Consider the following 17,993-nt stretch of genomic DNA (forward strand, 5'->3'; position numbering starts at 1 on the left):
ATTATTTTATTTTCTAATCTCTTTAAGAACTTCTTCGCTTCATCTCTCGAATCTGCTTTTATATCTTCAGCCGTTGCGGCTTCAAATCTTCAATCTTTTCGCTCCTGAGAATTGCTCTCAGGCCTAACGTTTTAAAGTCCGTCGTTTCCGATTTCCTCTCCCCCGTTTCGGGTTGCAAAGGTAATAACCTTTTCTATTATTTCCAAACTTTATTTTTTTAAATTTTAAAGCTTGTTTTCTTTGTTTTTCCGCTTCCGAGTTACCTCATTTGCGGGTTGCAAAGATGCAAATTTTAAAGCTTTCTGTCAAGTAAAATTTTCATTTTATTTTAACGTCTTCTTAACCTGCTATCTCTTCAAAAAACAACCTCTCTACGTTCTTGAGCGGGATACAAATGTACGGCTGTAAGTCCATTTGGCAAAAAGAATTTTAAAATAATTAAAACAATCTGTAACTATCTGTACTATAGCTCAAAATAGGTTGCTGATATTATCAAAGCGTCTAACTACGGCACCTATTCTTGCTCTTCAAATATCAAAAACTATCCAAAAAACGCGTAAAACGCCTAAAAAATCGCATTTGCTAAAATTGAGACTCCTCGAAAATCCACAGTTTTATTTTGTGTAAATTTGAAAAACATATGGATAACACTGCTTTTCCGCCTCATTTTTTAGACTCATTGGCCAACGAACCCGGGTTTGACCGTCAAAATTTTGTTGATGCACACCATACATCTGAGCAAATAACATCAATAAGGCTTAATCCTTTTAAAATATCAGCTACTAAAACCGATCAACAAGTGCCATGGTGCACAAATGGATTCTATTTAACTGCACGGCCTTCCTTTACATTTGACCCGCTTTTCCACGCGGGCGCTTACTATGTACAGGAAGCGTCATCTATGTTTATTGATCACGTGATGAAAACTATCCGCACAGATATGGCCGAACCAGTTAAGGTGCTCGATCTGTGTGCCGCACCAGGCGGCAAAAGCACCCTGCTTAATTCGGCGCTACAAAGCAGTGATTTGCTGGTAGCAAACGAGATCATTAAAACGCGTGTACCTATATTAACAGATAACCTTAATAGGTGGGGAACTTCAAATGTTATTGTAACTAATAACGATCCCCGAGATTTTAAGAGCATCAACAGCTTTTTTGATATTGTTTTGGTTGATGCACCATGCTCCGGTTCGGGTATGTTCCGTAAAGATCCGGCTGCGATGAATGAGTGGAGCGAAGGCAACGTAAACCTTTGCCACCAACGACAGGAACGGATCCTTGCCGATGTGTACCCTGCCTTAAAAGAAAACGGACACCTTATATATAGTACGTGCTCTTACTCGCACCAGGAGAATGAAGACATATTGGATTGGCTATGCAGCGAATTTGATCTTGAGAGCGTACGCATACCTATAAATAACGACTGGGGCATTGTTGAAAGCCAGTCGGACCAGCAAAAAGCGTGGGGTTACAGGTTCTATCCGGGTAAAGTTAAGGGTGAAGGTTTATTTGCGGCTTGCCTGCGCAAAAAGGTAAGCAGCGGCGGAATATCAAACTACAAAAACAATGGTCAGCAAAAACTACCTGCCAAAGAGATAGATATTATAAAGACATATATTAACAATGCCGATGACTTTTACCTGTTTAAAGTGAATGATGACTGGTTGGCTATAAACCGTGAACATAAGGAAAGCCTGAATATGCTACACCGGCATCTATACATCAAGAAATCTGGTGTGCGGATTGGCAAACTTGCAGGGAAAGATTTGATACCCGATCATGAACTGGCGCAAAGCCTAATTGTTAATAAGGATGCTGTTTTATCAACGCCGTTAAACCATGAGCAGGCCATACAATATTTAAGGCGGGATGACATAGATATAAATATTGCCGGAAAAGGCTGGAGCCTGATGACTTTTGAGGGGCTTGCGCTTGGCTGGGCAAAACTGTTACCAAACCGTATTAACAATTACTACCCCAAGGAGATAAGGATAGTATCTAAACCACCGGCAAACTAATTGCCATAGTAGTAAAGCCGCCTACATTTATTATATAGGCGGCTTTCTATTTCTATTTATTGTGAAGCATTGTCAGCACATCAGCTTCGTTACCCTCAAACGGACCCGAGGCGCCAATTTTAATGCCAGCCATTGCAGCAGCATATTCCCCGGCTTCCTGGATACCCGCGCCTTTTACCCGTTTATATAAATACCCCGCCATATAGGTATCGCCGCAACCAGTTGCATCAACAATTGCTTCCGGCTTATATGCAGGTATAGTGTAAAATACATCATCGGCATAAATAATCGACCCTTCACTACCAAGAGTGGCAACAACTTCTTTCACACCCCAATCGGCCAATACTTTTGCCCCTTCCCTGATATCAGCGATACCGGTAAGTACCTCAAGTTCGTGCTCGTTTACTTTTAAAATATCTATGTACTGCAACACCTCACGTTTATCGGCCCAGTCAATGGCATTCACTTTTTGATTAACTACCTCACGCAGGTAACCCTGTGCATCAACAGCAACATTACCTTTTCCAAAAAGATATTTAATAAGTTCGGTAGATACGTCATCGGCAAGAAGCGCACCTATATGATATATTGTGGCTTCGATATCTTGCAGATCATTTACGGTAAAAGCATCTGCCTTTTGCAAAACACGTTGCGTGCGATGATTTTGGTCTTCGGCATAAATGTTCTCGAAATATACCGAATGCTGGCTCGGCAACACTTTTACATCAATGCCTTTATCCTGCAAGTTGGTAACGCTTTGCATCTCGCTTTCCGCAAGTGCAGTAACCAGTTTATATTTTACCGGCAAATGCTGTATCGCGTTAGAAAAATAATAAGCCGTGCCGCCGGCCATATGTTTTTCTGCCCGGGATGTTACTACCTTATCTAACGTAACGTGACCAATGCAACAAATATCGTACATGCAAAAAGTGTTTTAAAACCAAAGGTTGCTAAGGTAATAAACCTGCAGAAATTGTTTATTAAAACTTAATGTAACGATAATAAAAATGACAAAATGCAAGAAAGCTTTTACGGCTGGCAATAAAGGATTGAGGACGCGAACTAATCCTTTTTAAAAGTGATGGTGAAAGTGGTGCCCTTGTTTACTTCGCTATGCGCTGATATTTGCCCGCCCAGATTAGTCACGTAGCTATGCACAAGATACAGGCCTATGCCTTTACTATCATCATGATCATGAAAGGTTTGCTGTAGCCCGAAAAGTTTGTCGTGCACCTTGTCCATATCAAAGCCTATCCCGTTATCGCTAAAAGTAAGCTGGCAAACACCATCCTGGCAAACGGATGAGATATTTATTACCGGCGGATGGCCGGGCCGGGCATATTTAATAGAGTTGGATATCATATTTAAAAAAATACTATCCATATATACTTTATTGAAGGCAACACCGGGCGCACATTTAAAATTGGCATTTATCTGCGTACCCGAGTTTATAATTAGCGCACTTAAAGATCGCTTTACAGTTTCCAGGCTTTCTGCAAAACTTACTTGCATGGGGTTGTTATGGCTTGTACGCGCAGAGGCCATATCATCGAGGTAATTGTTAAGGGTATCTTTTAAATCTTCGGTTGCCTGGCGCAGTACGTTAATAAACTCAACAGTATTCTTGTCTTCTATTTTGTTAACGTTTAGCATACCAAATATCATAAGCAAATTATTTACCGGCGATCGCATATCATGAGATGCCCCGTAAGTAAGTTGCTTCAGTTCCCTGTTGATAACCGTAAGTTCTTTGATCAGGAGATTACGATCATGATCCTGCTTCTTTTTATGCGTTACATCTTTTGCAATAGCGTAAACTACTTTCTCCTCCTTAACAGGCATAGATGTCCAGGATAGCCAAACAATTTCCCCGTTTTTTTTAACGTACCTGTTTTCATAGTTAATAAGCGGTACATCATTAACTAATAACTGCCTGTTCACAGCAGTAAGCATTTTGTCTTCGCAGTAAATAAAGTCGCTTATGGGCCGGGCAAACAGCTCTTCTTCAGAATAGCCAAGTAACTTTGATACAGCCGGGTTTATACGACGGAAATAACCATCGTAACCGGCAATACACATCAAATCGGCTGTTACCTCAAAGAAGCGCTCCAGGCTGAACAAGTCCTTATCAAAATACTCTTGTAATACTGCAGACATGCGATTTATTTGCAAACGCCCTTGAAATTTTGCAACAGTGGTAATACTGCAAACGAGCGCTTTGATGTTTATACGGCGCGTATACAACAAATGTTCAGCTATTTATGACGATTTTTCATCATAACAGTTGCGTTGTTACAAAAACATTAACGAAAAGCGCCTTTAAACGTCAATTGGCAAATTGCGTGCTAAAATGTGAGTGGACGCCCATAGTATAAACGTAACACCATGTCCGAAAAAGAAAGCCTGAAGCCTTTTGGAAGTAATTTTTCGGCTTTTAATGCTATGTAGGCAGTATAGCGAATGCGCCATTTGGGATTGATTAGCTTATTTTGCAGCTCGCGTATCATTGCTTTTTGATTATCAACGAGCGGGTTTTTCAAATACCGGGGCAATATGGATATCGCGGCGCTTTTAGTTACGATATTGTCAGAGAATAGCTCTTTGTACAAGCGGTCAACTATTTTCTTTACAAATGGAAGCGTGTCCCGCTCTATCTGTGCATACTCTATCAAATGGTCAACCACGAACTGCGGATTGGTTGATGATTTTGCCCTTTCAAAAATATGGTCCATTTGTTCCACAAAGTAGTCGCCCCACCTGTCTGTACCCTTTGCGAGTGCCTCAACCACTATAGGGAATGGCTGCAATTGTTTGTTAAACTGTACTTCGGCTACTTCCCGTTTAAAAGTTTCGGGATGGGTGTTTGCATATACTAACACATCTGCAAAAAGCTTCTGCATGTCTTTTTCCGGCATTTTATCCCAAAAGGCCTTTATCCTATCTGCAAACAAAACCATGAAACCGTTCATAAGCTTATCAAATAACTTGTCAATCAAAAAACAATAGTAAACAAAACAGGACTGTTATTTTCATAAAGTCCTGCTGTGTTTAACCTAAAAATATTGCTTTTGTTTAGTAATGCGCCATGATGTATGGCTGATTACTTTACTTTACGTATCAAATTATTGCCAGCATCAGCAACGTAAACGTTTCCTTGTGCGTCAGCAGCAATGCCGCTTGGGTTGTTGAACAATGCTGTGCTGCCACTGCCATTTGTTGAACCATTAGTGCCTGATGTACCCGCCAATACCGTAAGTTGTTTTTGCGTATTTATTTTTAGGATGCGGCCATTTTTGTCTGTTATGTACAAGTTGCCTGCAGCGTCAAAAGATAATGAGGTTGGGGCCGCCACTACTGTTGTAGCACCAGGGCCACCTACGTAAACGTTTACCAAAAAGTCTGAAGTTATTTTACGTATCACGTTTGATCCGGCTTCGGCCACGTAGATATTACCGGCGGCATCAAGCGCAATGCCGCTTGGTTTATTAAAGTTGGCTTCGGTGCTAATACCATTTTTAAAACCTTGCGTGCGGCTCCCGGCAATAGTGCTAACAGCTCCGGTAGCAGTGGTTACCTTGCGGATAAGATTGTTACCCAAATCGGCCACATAAAGGTTAGCTCCGGAAGCATCTAAAGCTACAGCAGTAGGTGTATTAAAACTTGCTCCGGCACCGGTGCCATCATTGTAATTAACGCTGCCGCTACCTGCAAGCGTACTTACAACGCCCGTTGCAGTTATCTTACGTATCAGATGGTTGCCCCTATCAGCTACATAAACATTGCCGGCTGCATCAACAGCAAGGCCTGATGGTGAATAGAATTGTGCAGTTGCACCCGGACCATCCTGATAGCCCAAAACGCCGGTTCCTGCCAGGGTAGTTACAACACCTGCAGGGGTAATTTTACGAATACTCGAGTTTGAGGCATCCGCTACGTAAATATTGCCAGAAGCATCTGTAGCTACACCGGTTGGTGCGTTGAATGATGCTGCAGTACCTGTACCATTTGCAAAGCCGGCAGCTCCGTTTCCGGCAAAAGTACTTACCTGTGCAAAAACGCCTGATACATCCCCGCCGGTGGTGAATTTAATTGTATTGCCATAACCTGTACCGGCACTATTGGTGGCATAAGCACGCAAATAATAAACAGTATTGGGGCTTAGACCGGTTAAGGTATTGCTGAATATGTAAGAAACTACATTCTCAGTAGCCTTGGTATCCGCAATTGTTGGTTCCTGGTTGGTAGTGCTGTAGCAAACGCCATACGCCGAGTAGTTGGATACGCCAGAGGTAACAAAGCCGCCGGTGTAAGCCGTTGTGCCTTTATTATCGGTCACTACATCAACTGTTACCAGCGTGGGTATGGTTGTGGCCGTGTTTGTACCTTTTGTGCAGGCAGATATGCCCGCAACTACAATAAGCAATAGTAAATTAACGAGAGTAGAAATTTTTTTCATCTATTAGGGTATGGGCTTTACAGTTGTTACGCGTAAAAAACGCGATTTGAAACAACAAAGTATTACAAGTATCGGCAAAAAGTATGGTTGTGCCGATAAAGAGGATTCTTTTTAACAATCCAGCAAAATTATTCACTTATTTCTATCCAAACAGGTCCGTGGTCGCTGGTTTTTTCCCATCCGCGTACTTCCCGGTTTACGCCAGCTGCAACGAGGCGTGCATCTAAAGCAGGGCTCAGCAAAAAGTGGTCAATCCGTAGGCCGGCATCGCGGCTGTACGCATTGCGAAAATAATCCCAGAATGTATAAATAGTTTGACCCGGGTATAGTTTGCGAAGTGCATCTGTCCAACCCTGGCTTACAAGCTCTTCAAAAGCAACGCGTGTTTCGGGCCGAAAAAGCGCATCATCAACCCAGCGCTCGGGGCGGTATACATCTAATTCGGTGGGTATTACATTGTAATCTCCGGCCAACACAACAGGCTTGCCAGATGCCAGCAATTTCGCTGCATATTTATTAAAGCGCTTAAACCAACTCAATTTATAATCGAATTTTGGACCCGGAGCAGGGTTGCCGTTTGGCAGGTAAAGGCAAACAACTGTAATACCATCTATCTCAGCAGCTATCATGCGGCTTTGCAGATCCTCATCGTCGCCGGGTAAAATGCGATCAAGCTCGGTTATTTTCTTATTTCGGGCTAATATTGCAACACCATTCCAGCTTTTTTGCCCGTGCCATATAGCATTGTAACCCGCGTCGATGATAGCCTGCTCAGGAAACTTTTCCTGGGGCGCTTTTAGCTCCTGTAGGCAAACAATATCCGGAGTGGTTTCGGCAAGCCAGCGTAACAATACCGGCAGTCGGCCATTTACGCCATTAACGTTGTAGGTTGCAATTTTCATAAGCTTAAATATACAACTCCGAAGGTATTAAAATTTTAGCCTGCGATAAACAAGGAGTGCATAAATAACAAATGGCCGCACGTTAATGGTGCAGCCATTTACTTTAACATTTATATTGATCACGGTTGCCCTGCACCACCACCAGCGCCGTAAACCTGCCCAGTAGAAAAACTTGCATCATTGGCAGCAAGCTGTACATAGATAGATGCCAGTTCCACCGGTTGCCCCGGCCTGCCAAGCGGCGTTTGTCCGCCAAACTCCTTCAATTTTTCGGGCGTGGAACCACCGCTTACCTGCAGGGGTGTCCAAACAGGTCCGGGAGCTACGGCATTTACCCTGATACCTTTAGGGCCAAGTTGTTTGGCTAATGATTTTACATAGTTTGCCGTTGCTGCTTTAGTTATTGCGTAATCGAACAAATCCGGAGATGGGTCATAAGCTTGTACTGATGTTGTGCCGATGATTGAAGAACCAGCCGGCATATGCGGAAGCGCCGCCTTGATAGTCCAAAACGGTGCGTAAATATTTGTTTTTATGGTAGCGTCAAAATCTTCGCTTGTAATGTCCATAACTGATGGCTTGGTTTGCTGCCTGGCAGCATTATTCACCAATATATCCAAACCACCCAATTGCTTTACAGCTTCATCAACCATGCGCTTGCAAAAGGCTTCGTCGCGCAAATCACCGGGAATAGCAACAGCCTTACGGCCTTCAGCCTTTATCAAAGCCACTACTTCGCGTGCGTCCGGCTCTTCTGTTGGGTAATAGTTTATGGCTACGTCGGCACCTTCCCGGGCGTAAGCAATAGCAGCTGCCCTGCCAATGCCCGAGTCGCCGCCTGTAATTAAAGCTTTACGACCAGCTAACCTGCCTGATCCTTTATAACTTTTCTCTCCATGATCAGGCCGCGGGTTCATCTGGCTCACCAAGCCGGGCCACGCCTGTTTTTGATCTTTAAACGGCGGCTGCGGATATTTGGTAGTAGGGTTAGTAAGATCAGCCGACGCAAGAGGTGCCGGTCGGAGTGAATTGGTGTTACCCGCCAGTGCCGGAGATACTGCCGCTGCTGCTATCGTTGCACCCAAGCCGCCAATAATTTGCCGGCGTGTTAGTTTATGTTCTTCATTCATGATATATGTGCATTTGTTTACATAGACAACTAATTGCACATACCACAAGTTTTAATTTATTTCTTTTTAAGAAAACTAATTGTTATTTAAAGTCAATTGTTTTTTGGCACGACTTTAGTAAAGGTGATAGTATGAAAGTAGCATACAAAAATCCAAAAGCATCAGTAAAGGTTTGCCCTGTAATAAACATTGTTACCAGGAAGGTTTTAGACTTGAAAGCCATTCATTTTGCTCTTACGCACATTCCAGGCATGATTGCCTGATCAACATATATACATCATCTACCTATTAAGAAGCTCCTGTTTGGGGCTTTTTTTTGTTTAAGCAGATTATAGTTGAAATAGTAATAACATTTACTTGCGCGTGGGCATAAATTACTAATTTAAAGCATGTTCCGACATAACAGATGCTCGTCTACGTCGCTTTGTGGGCTTTTTGTTTCGCTTTCCCCACCAAATTAAAAAGCCTGTGATTGGCAAACTTGCGCATATAAAACTTGCAAAAAATGCAAGTAACTGTGTGGGCAAACCGTATATGCGACCTGTGTGGATGTCCTTATTGGAGTTGCGCCATTTTAATCCAAGCGGCTTTTTAGCGTGTTCCATTTTATCGAACAGTTTACCGGTGCGGGCGTCGTAATAATAATAACTCATGTTGCGCCAGCCATCCGTGCGGTTTTTTAAGTACACATAGGTCATTATTACGTTCTCTTTTTTATCAGGCAGGTTAAAACCAATCACCCGGTAATTATTAAAAACATTGGCCTGCATGCTATCAAATATCCGGTCGATATTATTACCGGTAGTGTCAGCCGTACTTATAATCGGCGCCTTGCGTGTAAGTTCAACCTTTTTAGACGAACCAAAGGCCTGGTACAATCCTTTTTCCCACCATTTAAATGACCATGTTAAACCGGTTATAGCTATAATAATGGCTATCGGCAATACATAAAAACCCAGGCTGTTGTGTAAATCATAGTTTACGCGTTTATACCTGGCGCTCCACTTTACAGTAATGTTCTGCTTAAACTGGCGATAGTTTTTTGGAAGCCAAAGCAAAAACCCGGTAATCATCATCAGCAAAAACAGTAGGATACAGCCGCCAACTACTACGCTACCTACAGGCTTTATTAATAACAACTGCCTGTGCAATTGCTCAACCACGTTGAAAAATTCATAACGGCTGTCAATAACGCCCAACACCTGCCCGGTGTACTGGTTTATGTAAACATCGTTTTTGTACTTAAACTGGCTAAAGTAACTTAAGGTGAGATGTTTCTTGTCGTTTACTTTGAAGTTCGAAAACACATAACTGTCTTCCTTTCCCCCAATTTTAAATGAATTTATAGGCTGACTCTCTCCTACGGCATTTTGCGCAATTCTTAATAATTCAGAAACCGGCCTTGCAGGGCCGGTTCTTTTTACTTCAACCAAATCTTTATGAACAAGGTCAAAAAGTTCTTCGTCAAATACCTGTATGCAGCCTGTTATTGATACAATTACTACAATAATACCTGTTACAAGGCCAACCCATAGGTGCAGCCAGGCGGCAACTTTTTTGACATTTTTCCAGATCATCATTAAAACGAATAATTCATGGTTAGCAAATAGTTGCGCGGCGTACCCGGAAACAAACGGATATAGTCGTAGCCACCTACCCAGTATTTTTTGCCTGTGAGGTTGTTAGCGTTAAACTGCAACTGCATGCGGCCCACTGTGTAAAACATGGCGGCATCAAGCAATGTATAGTTCGGGATACTTTGTGCAAGATTAATAGACAGCGTGCGCCTGTCTACATAGTTGGCGCCTAAACCAATACCCAAACCTGACAAAGGCCCTTGAGCCAGGTTATACCTTGTCCATATGTTGGCCATGTTGCGCGGTGCATTTGGTTTTTGCGCGCCAATTTCGGCAGGTATTGTGCTCTCGGTAATTTTAGCATCATTGTATGCATAAGAGGCCAATATGCTCCAATTTGCAGATAGGCGACCGGTAATATCAAACTCGACACCTCGTGAACGTTCTTTACCTACAGGCCTTAACAAATCGGGCTGGCCGGCAACGTTGGCGTTATAGAGCGTATTACTTTGCTCTATTTGGTAAACCGATGTAGTAATTAAAAGCCTGTCGTTAAACCAGCTGCTTTTGGCGCCTGCCTCAACCATATTGCTTTTAACGGGATCAAAAGGGCCACCTGCATTTGGGTTTGACAATGTAGCGGCCGTTTGCGGGTTGTAACCCATTACATAAGTACCGTAGACATTGATATTGTTTGTGGCCGAATAAACCAGGCCAAACCTGGGCAGCCACGCGCTTGAATGTGTTTTTACCTGGGTAGATGTAGCGTAATTGGCAAAATCTGTATAGTATTCATAACGTACGCCAATTAGTGCCTGCAATTTACCCAGCTTAAGCTGATCCTGTATATAACCGGCATTTAAGTAGTAATAAGCCGGCGACAGGTTAGTAGGCGCAAAGAAGGCTTTGCTATCATCCTGCATGCGCTGCGAGTTGATGGAATTGTTTAAATCAAACGACGGCACGTTGGGTACCGGGTTGCCTTTTGAATCGCGCAGGTATTTAAGGCTGTCTTTGGCAACGTAATTTGCAATTGTACCCGTATTGGTTGCGTTGCGGTAGCCCGATGCCGTTAGCTGCGATGCACCAACAGGTGTTTTTTCGCTGCCGTAATCGTAACCGGCAACTATTTTATGTTCGATGGGCCCGGTGTTGCCTTTGTAATTAAAGTATCCGCTAAAATTGTCAATATAGCGTTTACGAGTACGTGCAAATATTTGCATAGCAACCAGGTTTGGTATATCGTTACCTAATTTATCTTTAGCGTACACATTTGCCCCGCGATGCTCATACAAACTTTCCTGGTAGCCGGTTTTTGAGTACGCAGCGTTGAAACTGAAATGATCGTTAAAATTATGATTTAAAGACAGGGTAACAATGTAGGTCTGCTCGTTCAGGTAATCGTTGCCCGTACTTAGTGATAGCGATTGCGGGGTTGAATAAAGATTGTTACCAATAACAGACTGCCCCCTATCCAACCGGCTTTTTGAGCTATTATAAACCATATCAAAGTTGATATGCGTTTTAGGCGATGCAATAAAGGTTAATGAAGGTGCAACAATCACGTTTTTATCAAACTGCAAATCGCGGAAAGAGTTAGCGTCTTCGTAACCAAGGTTTAACCTGTAAAGCAATGTGCTGTCTTTATTGGCGGGGCCCGTGAAATCTGCAAGGCCCCTGAAAGTATTGAAGCTGCCCAGCGAAACACTTATCGACTTGCGATTTTCATTCAAAGGTTTTTTAGTTACCCTGTTAACTACACCACCCGGGCTTGCATTGCCGTAAAGAGCCGATGACGGGCCTTTTAAGACCTCCACCCGCTCCAGGTAATTGGTAAGCGGCTGTTTCCAGAAACCTGTGCTGCTGCGTAATCCGTTTACCAACTGGGTATTGCTCTGGCCATTCACCCTGAAACCGCGTATAGTGAGGTCATCATAAAAAGAGAACTGCGATACCCCGCTGAAGTTTTTTACCACGTCGCCTAAGCGCACGGCACCCTGATCGGCCATTAGTTCTTTACTGGCATAAGATACCGACTGTGGCAAGTCCTTGATATCTGTTTCAGTTTTATTACCTATAAAGGTTGATTTGGTTTTGTAGGTTTTGGCTTTGCGACCGGTGATTTCTACCATCTGCAACGAATTATCATTGATTGATAATATAAGGTTTACATTTGTTTTGCGCCCAGCCTCAACAGTGATTTTCTTACTTACTTTTTTGTAGCCAACATAGGTAGCATTGATGATATATTGCCCAGGCTCAATTTGCGACATGGCAAAGTTTCCGGCGCCATCAACAACAATACTTTTGCCTGCAGGCTCTAATAACAAAGTGGCATTAGCCAAAGGTTCGTTACCATCGCCTTTGATTGAGCCTTTGATGCCCCCGGCAGGCGACTGACCGAATGATAAATGGGAAAGGAATAAAAAGGTAATAAGTAAGTATCTGCTCATACAACGAATTTTGCGCAAATTTAGAATTAATCTAAATAAATACAAGTCTTATTTAAAATCCTTCTAAATAAGAAAATAAAAAGCCTTGGCAGTCATACCAAGGCTTTCATATCAAATAATTTTGCGCTAATCTTTAAGCTTAAGTGCTTTCCCCGCTATGTCTTCCCATCTATAATAATGGAAAGTGCGATCGGTACTCATTACCACAAAAAGGCCGTGCTTGAACGTATCATTCAATGGTACGTTAACCACGTCCGATCCATCGCTCTCGCGGGCCGCAACGGGCACAATTTCAAGCAGTTTATGTTCAAATGGATTTGCCTTTGTACCCTCCCGGCTAAACAACTGGAAGCGGTTTGCACCTTGGTCAGACACCAAAATATATCCTGTACTATCTGTCAGTTTGTAAATGGAAATTCCTTCGTGGTCAACCTTAAAGCCTGTCGTACCAAATAAGGCTAATTGCTTATTTCCTTTTGACGGATCGGCGTAATACTGGCGCACGCCAAACTGCTCGTCCGAGTAATAGATGTAGCCTAATTCGTTGTCTACAGCAATAGATTCAATTTCCTTTTTGCCGCTATACTCGCCAAATTTACGCACCAGCGTAGCTTTTACATGGCCGGTGCCGTCATCCTCAAGCAGATACTGCCACAGGTAGCCGCCTGTTTTAGGGCCGTTTTTGCGACCTGCAATTGCATACATTTTGCCATCTTTTGCTGTGTATATCGAAATGCCCATGAGGTCGCGGTACTCAGGGCCTGTTTCGCCAACAAAAATCTCAATGCCGCCATTGTCCACAGGTTTCATGTCGGGCACCGAAAATATGCGCAGCTTATGCGTCATCCGTTCGCTGGCTACGGCAATATCTGTAGGTTTGCCATTCAACATTAAACCATACGCCAGGTCAACATTATTCGGGCGCTTTAGGTTATGCACCACCTTGTCCTGCACAATTTTACCGTTCAAATCAAAAACATAAAGCGCGCCGTCGGCATCCTTGTCAGTTCCAATCACTAAACTTTTTGCAGGGTCGGTTTTGTTTACCCAAATGGCGGGGTCATCACTATCATGTGCAACAGGCTCGGTAATTACGGCGGGTTTTACATCAGTAGGTAACGGCCCTTGCTGGCCGCAAGCCGTGCTCAATAAAACGATTGCAACTACTGGCAGCGTATATAAAAGGTTACGTTTTTTCATGCAATTACAGTTTTGTACCATATGCACCAACGTATGTAGCCGGCTCGGGCGATACGTAAGTTAAACCATTGCTAAGCGTAATACCGGCTTTATGGTGGCGGGTAAAGCTTGTTGTACCTTTGCCTAATGCAGGCGAATTACCTTGCAAGTGAAAATCCCATGCGATATTAAAATCAGCGCTGGCAACAGGGTTGTTAAGCGGGAAGTTAACAAATTTAGGGTCGTTTTCTCCTGCTTTTGTGCCCCTTACATCATGACCGCCACCTTCTACAACATCATTTTTACCAACCTGAAACTGATCAACCGTTGCCTGGTCAAAACCGTAGTACCAGTTGTAATCATTTTTTGAACGGTTATCTTCCAATTTCTTAGGGTCGTGCTTTATGCCAAAGCGCGTGTTTGTAAATAAGTTATTGTAAGTATCGGCACGCACGGTAGCTTCCAACCAAACAGAACCGCCTTTTGCAGTTGGCCTTCTCCAGCCCGTATTGATCATTGTATTGTTGTACGAAATGATGTAAGCCTGCGGCGTACGGTCGCCCGCATTTGATAGCTTAAGCGCGTTGGTGTTGGTAGCGTAAATAAGATTGTAGGCAACATCAGCCAAACAACCCGATTTAAAGTTCATGGCCTCGCCGCCGCTAACGCCGGTTGTGTAAAATAGGTTGTTGGCAAAAATAATCTTGCCACCTTCAATATAAGTACAATCCTCCTGGAAGTTACGGATGGTACTGTGCTGAACTATCAGTTTACCATTTACGTTTGAAAACCAAAGTGCCGGCAGGTTTTCGCCAGCGGTAGCCTTATACAAGCCCATTTTTACCGATGTAGATGCATCCGATGTGGTTGCACCTCCGTATTCAAGTACTGTATAATCAAGTACAAGTTCGGCGCAGGTTGGTGCGGCTAATATGCCGCCCCAAAGCTTACCAAATTTATTTTCGGCAGTGCGGTAGGCATCACTCACAGTAAACTTAACGGGGTTGTCAATAGTACCTAACGAATACAGGTTGCCTTTAACCACAATCTCGGGTTTGGCAGTGACATCCATTAATACTGTAACACCTTCTTCGATGGTAAGTGATTTACCTTCAGGAATAATAATGTCGCCCTTTATTTCATGCACGCTGCCCTTGGTCCACACACCGGAAACCTCGCCAATGGCAGATCCGCTTGTGGGTGTTGTATCAACATCAATGTTTGCTTTTTCGCAGCCGGCAAAAACTGTTGCCGATAGTATTATTGCTGCTATAGTTTGCTTAAACTTCATTTTGTTATGTTGTAATGTTGTTTGTATGTCTTAGTTAAATTTATATCGCAGGCCTATCAGATAGCTTTGGCCATAATAATCGCTGCGGATAAGGGTTTGTCCGTTTGATACCAATTGCTCTTTAATGTCATCGTTAGCGCTGTTGGTGCCTTTTATGTATAACTTCGATGGCGTGTTAAGGATGTTGTTAGCCTTTACAAATACACTTATGCCGTTTTTAAATCTTTTCTCGGCAGATGCGTCCATCTGCACAAAACCTTTTTGCCACAGATCGTTATTAAGGAATTGTGATACAGTATTGATACGTTCGCCAGTGTATGCACCAGCAACCTGTGCATCCCAGCCATGCTTGGTATCCTTATAAAGCAAGGAAATATTACCGATGTGAGCCGACTGGCCATACAATGGGCGGCTTTGGTTAACTAAATAAGCTTCCTGATCGCCGGTGGTTGCATTGATTCGTCTGGCAGTTTTAGGCGTTGTAATGCGCGAGTGTGTATAGGTATAATTTGCCTTCACGCCTATTTTACTAAAGAACTTGATATAATCTATCTCGGCACCATAGTTATGCGCCGTACCAAAATTGCCCGGTGTATAATAAATATCCTGGCCACGCACTGCATCCGGCTGGAAGGTGTATTCGATAGGGTTTTTGATTCGTTTATAAAAACCGCCTACCAATAGTTGCTCTGATGCACCCGGGAAAAGCTCGTAACGCAAATCGTAATTGTCGGCTAAGGCGCGTTTCAAATCGGGGTTACCACGCTCTTCATATTCCTCGTTAACTATTTTGCTTGGTACTATCTCGTAAAAGCCTGGTCGGTTAACCGCTTTGTAATATGATGCATGTAATTGTGCCTTATCAGTTAGGTGGTACTTTAAAGTTGCGCTTGGTAATACATCGGTATATACCTGGCTGCCTGTTGGTCTTGATTCGCCCTGCGGAAACAACAGGTTATAACCCTGGTTGGTATGCTCAACCCTGGCACCACCAATCAACTCCAACTTATCTGCAGTAAATTTAAACATACCGTAACCGGCACCTATTTTCTCAGATGCATCGTACGTTAACGAGTTGGCTACCCCACCTTGCGGGTTACTCACAGTAAGGTTTAAATCGCTGTAGCTTTGAAAATCCACACCGTAGCGTGGTGCTGTTCCGTCGGCCTTAAGTGGTGCAAAAAGGTTGTACTTGTTAAAGAAACCGGCTCGTTCTTTATCGCGGTATAAACCACCGGCCATAAAATCAATTTTGTTAGCACCTGATTTAATTGAGTATGTTAAATCTAAATAACCTGCCTTGTCCTCATCAGTGTTACGCTCCCAACGGCGTTCAACCGGGTTGGTATTAACTAACGACAAGCGGGTATCCTGCCCGTTTGTGCGCAACCCGTTAACGCTTATGTTGGTATTATCCGGCACTTCGTTACGTGCCGATGAATACACGCCAGACCATTGCACCTTAAATTTATCATCAAAAAATTTGTGATCGCCATGCAACGTGGTATTGTATATCTGCTGTTCGGTTAAGCGGGCACGGGTGCTGTAAACCAATTCGGCATTGTTGCCGCCGCTTGCTGTATAAATATTGTTGTAAGTGGTAGTTACCTGGTCGCGCAGTTGCTGATTCTTCAGGTCAACATACACATTGTACAAGCTTATCTTGTTGTTCTTGTCAAACACATAATCAATTTTTCCATGTAAGCCCAGGCGCTTTTGCTGCTCAGAATATTCGCGATAGCTTTTGCTGGTGATTTTGGCGAAGGCATCCGTACCGTCTACAGCTGAATTATAAAATGTGCTATTGCTACCGCGGTAAGTGTTTTGATAGCTACCGGCTACTATAACGCCTAATTTGCTGTCAAAAAAACGCTGACCAATTGATATGCTTCCGATAGCGTTAGGAGCAGGTTTTTTGGATGTGTATTGTAGGGTTCCTTTGGCAAAGTCGGCCTGCGTTGCATTATAGTTACGGCCATTGATCTCATAGGGCGACTTATGACTTATGCCTGATGCGTCGTAACTGGTAAAGTTACGGTCGAAAAATAATTGGCTGTAACCGGTAGCGATATTGGCATTGATCTGGAAATGATCTGGTGCGTTTTTCATTACCATATTTACCGCACCGCCAATAGCATCGCCCTCAAGGTTTGGCGTAAGTGTTTTATAAACCTCAAGCCTGTCCAATAGGTCAGACGGGAACAGATCTAATGGTACATAACGGTATTTATTATCAGGACTGGGAATTTTCACACCGTTCACAAGCGTGTAATTATAGCGTTTATCCATACCGCGCAGAATGGCGTACTGGCCATCACCGTTGCTGTTACGCTCGATAGAAACGCCGGAAACACGTTGCATTACGTTAGCCACAGTTAAGTCCGGAGATACTTCTATGGATTTGCCTGATACGATATTCATCACCTGTGTAGCATTTTGTTCGATACGGCGTGCATCGCGGTCATTTGAGCCTGATGCGGTTGCCCTGACAGTTACTTCACCTAAATCTTTCCCGGCCGATTCCATGTAGAATTTAACATGTGGGTTATCTTCTTTTAAAACAGTCACATCCCGAGTGATGGTTTTATAAGTGATATAAGATACGCGAAGTGTTACCTGCCCTACCTTAAGGCCTTTTAATTCGAATGATCCGTCTAAACCGGTGCTGGTTGCCTGGCCTGTGTTTGAAGAGATGGTGGCACCAACCAGGGGCTCGCCGCTTTGTTTATCATATACGTGCCCCTTGATATGTGCAGCACTTAGGGTTGCTGCAGTTAACATGAGGGGTATTAATACTTGTAAAAGTTTTTTCATTGCTTTTAATGGGTTGCGTTGTGTCAATAGTTTTTGTTCGACACTGCAAAGGTGTAACGCCCCGTGTAACGAATGAAATTTTAACAGTTACATAAAAGCAACAGCGTTACGTACAGCATATACACAAAAGCAACATTAATACACAATACACTTATTTACAGATATTTAATG

At 43.2% G+C, this 17,993-nt stretch carries 13 protein-coding genes; 2 read left to right on the forward strand and 11 right to left on the reverse strand.

Going from position 1 to position 17,993, the window contains the following annotated elements; genetic code table 11:
- Positions 1-640 precede the first annotated feature (640 nt).
- Entirely contained in the window at positions 641-2,020 is a 1,380-nt protein-coding gene (locus tag FPZ43_RS06910) for a methyltransferase RsmF C-terminal domain-like protein (protein ID WP_146381145.1), read from the forward strand.
- A gap of 52 nt (positions 2,021-2,072) precedes the next feature.
- Here the strand turns inward: FPZ43_RS06910 and FPZ43_RS06915 are convergent, their stop codons facing one another.
- The 6 genes from FPZ43_RS06915 to FPZ43_RS06940 all read right to left on the reverse strand — a co-directional run bounded on the left by FPZ43_RS06915 (position 2,073) and on the right by FPZ43_RS06940 (position 8,508).
- On the reverse strand, positions 2,073-2,942 hold the full coding sequence (locus tag FPZ43_RS06915; RefSeq protein WP_146381146.1) for a PfkB family carbohydrate kinase: 870 nt from the start codon (positions 2,940-2,942) through the stop codon (positions 2,073-2,075).
- Between the two features lie 140 nt (positions 2,943-3,082).
- Positions 3,083-4,177 (reverse strand): PAS domain-containing sensor histidine kinase, encoded by a 1,095-nt coding sequence (locus FPZ43_RS06920; RefSeq protein WP_146381147.1) that lies wholly within the window; start codon positions 4,175-4,177, stop codon positions 3,083-3,085.
- A gap of 188 nt (positions 4,178-4,365) precedes the next feature.
- Positions 4,366-4,989 carry a hypothetical protein gene (locus FPZ43_RS06925; protein ID WP_146381148.1) on the reverse strand — a complete coding sequence of 208 codons (624 nt, stop codon included), beginning with the start codon at positions 4,987-4,989 and terminating at the stop codon, positions 4,366-4,368.
- A 131-nt stretch (positions 4,990-5,120) separates the two neighbouring features.
- Positions 5,121-6,476 (reverse strand): hypothetical protein, encoded by a 1,356-nt coding sequence (locus FPZ43_RS06930; protein ID WP_146381149.1) that lies wholly within the window; start codon positions 6,474-6,476, stop codon positions 5,121-5,123.
- Between the two features lie 128 nt (positions 6,477-6,604).
- Positions 6,605-7,378: an exodeoxyribonuclease III gene (gene xth / locus FPZ43_RS06935; protein WP_146381150.1), complete on the reverse strand. Its 774-nt coding sequence runs from the start codon at positions 7,376-7,378 to the stop codon at positions 6,605-6,607.
- A gap of 119 nt (positions 7,379-7,497) precedes the next feature.
- Complete coding sequence (locus FPZ43_RS06940; protein WP_146381151.1) at positions 7,498-8,508, reverse strand: SDR family oxidoreductase; 1,011 nt, start codon at positions 8,506-8,508, stop codon at positions 7,498-7,500.
- Positions 8,509-8,639: 131 nt separating this feature from the next.
- Between FPZ43_RS06940 and FPZ43_RS19490 the strand changes: the two genes are divergently transcribed.
- Positions 8,640-8,771, forward strand: a complete 132-nt coding sequence (locus FPZ43_RS19490) for a hypothetical protein (RefSeq protein ID WP_261381006.1) — start codon at positions 8,640-8,642, stop codon at positions 8,769-8,771.
- Positions 8,772-8,885: 114 nt separating this feature from the next.
- On the opposite strand, the gene FPZ43_RS06945 is transcribed toward FPZ43_RS19490, so the two are convergent.
- The 5 genes from FPZ43_RS06945 to FPZ43_RS06965 form a co-directional block, all read right to left on the reverse strand.
- Positions 8,886-10,088: a PepSY-associated TM helix domain-containing protein gene (locus FPZ43_RS06945; protein WP_146381152.1), complete on the reverse strand. Its 1,203-nt coding sequence runs from the start codon at positions 10,086-10,088 to the stop codon at positions 8,886-8,888.
- A complete protein-coding gene (locus FPZ43_RS06950; RefSeq protein ID WP_146381153.1) occupies positions 10,088-12,538 on the reverse strand; it encodes a TonB-dependent receptor in 2,451 nt (816 codons plus the stop codon). Before FPZ43_RS06950 ends, FPZ43_RS06945 begins: the two co-directional genes overlap by 1 nt.
- A 126-nt stretch (positions 12,539-12,664) precedes the next feature.
- Positions 12,665-13,738, reverse strand: a complete 1,074-nt coding sequence (locus FPZ43_RS06955) for a phytase (protein ID WP_146381154.1) — start codon at positions 13,736-13,738, stop codon at positions 12,665-12,667.
- Positions 13,739-13,742: 4 nt separating this feature from the next.
- Positions 13,743-15,008 (reverse strand): right-handed parallel beta-helix repeat-containing protein, encoded by a 1,266-nt coding sequence (locus FPZ43_RS06960; RefSeq protein WP_146381155.1) that lies wholly within the window; start codon positions 15,006-15,008, stop codon positions 13,743-13,745.
- Positions 15,009-15,038: 30 nt separating this feature from the next.
- Complete coding sequence (locus FPZ43_RS06965) at positions 15,039-17,822, reverse strand: TonB-dependent receptor (RefSeq protein WP_146381156.1); 2,784 nt, start codon at positions 17,820-17,822, stop codon at positions 15,039-15,041.
- Positions 17,823-17,993 lie beyond the last annotated feature (171 nt).

The sequence above is a fragment of the Mucilaginibacter pallidiroseus genome (genome assembly GCF_007846085.1).
Lineage (GTDB): Bacteria > Bacteroidota > Bacteroidia > Sphingobacteriales > Sphingobacteriaceae > Mucilaginibacter > Mucilaginibacter pallidiroseus.

Bases quoted from the DNA above. Each gene is read 5' to 3' on its own strand.
- FPZ43_RS06915 (WP_146381146.1), bottom strand. From the start codon at position 2,942: ATGTACGATATTTGTTGCATTGGTCACGTTACGTTAGATAAGGTAGTA.
- FPZ43_RS06910 (WP_146381145.1), top strand. From the start codon at position 641: ATGGATAACACTGCTTTTCCGCCTCATTTTTTAGACTCATTGGCCAAC.
- FPZ43_RS06960 (WP_146381155.1), bottom strand. From the start codon at position 15,008: ATGAAGTTTAAGCAAACTATAGCAGCAATAATACTATCGGCAACAGTT.
- xth (WP_146381150.1), bottom strand. From the start codon at position 7,378: ATGAAAATTGCAACCTACAACGTTAATGGCGTAAATGGCCGACTGCCG.
- FPZ43_RS06940 (WP_146381151.1), bottom strand. From the start codon at position 8,508: ATGAATGAAGAACATAAACTAACACGCCGGCAAATTATTGGCGGCTTG.
- FPZ43_RS06920 (WP_146381147.1), bottom strand. From the start codon at position 4,177: ATGTCTGCAGTATTACAAGAGTATTTTGATAAGGACTTGTTCAGCCTG.
- FPZ43_RS06925 (WP_146381148.1), bottom strand. From the start codon at position 4,989: ATGAACGGTTTCATGGTTTTGTTTGCAGATAGGATAAAGGCCTTTTGG.
- FPZ43_RS06965 (WP_146381156.1), bottom strand. From the start codon at position 17,822: ATGAAAAAACTTTTACAAGTATTAATACCCCTCATGTTAACTGCAGCA.
- FPZ43_RS06955 (WP_146381154.1), bottom strand. From the start codon at position 13,738: ATGAAAAAACGTAACCTTTTATATACGCTGCCAGTAGTTGCAATCGTT.
- FPZ43_RS06950 (WP_146381153.1), bottom strand. From the start codon at position 12,538: ATGAGCAGATACTTACTTATTACCTTTTTATTCCTTTCCCATTTATCA.
- FPZ43_RS06945 (WP_146381152.1), bottom strand. From the start codon at position 10,088: ATGATGATCTGGAAAAATGTCAAAAAAGTTGCCGCCTGGCTGCACCTA.
- FPZ43_RS19490 (WP_261381006.1), top strand. From the start codon at position 8,640: ATGAAAGTAGCATACAAAAATCCAAAAGCATCAGTAAAGGTTTGCCCT.
- FPZ43_RS06930 (WP_146381149.1), bottom strand. From the start codon at position 6,476: ATGAAAAAAATTTCTACTCTCGTTAATTTACTATTGCTTATTGTAGTT.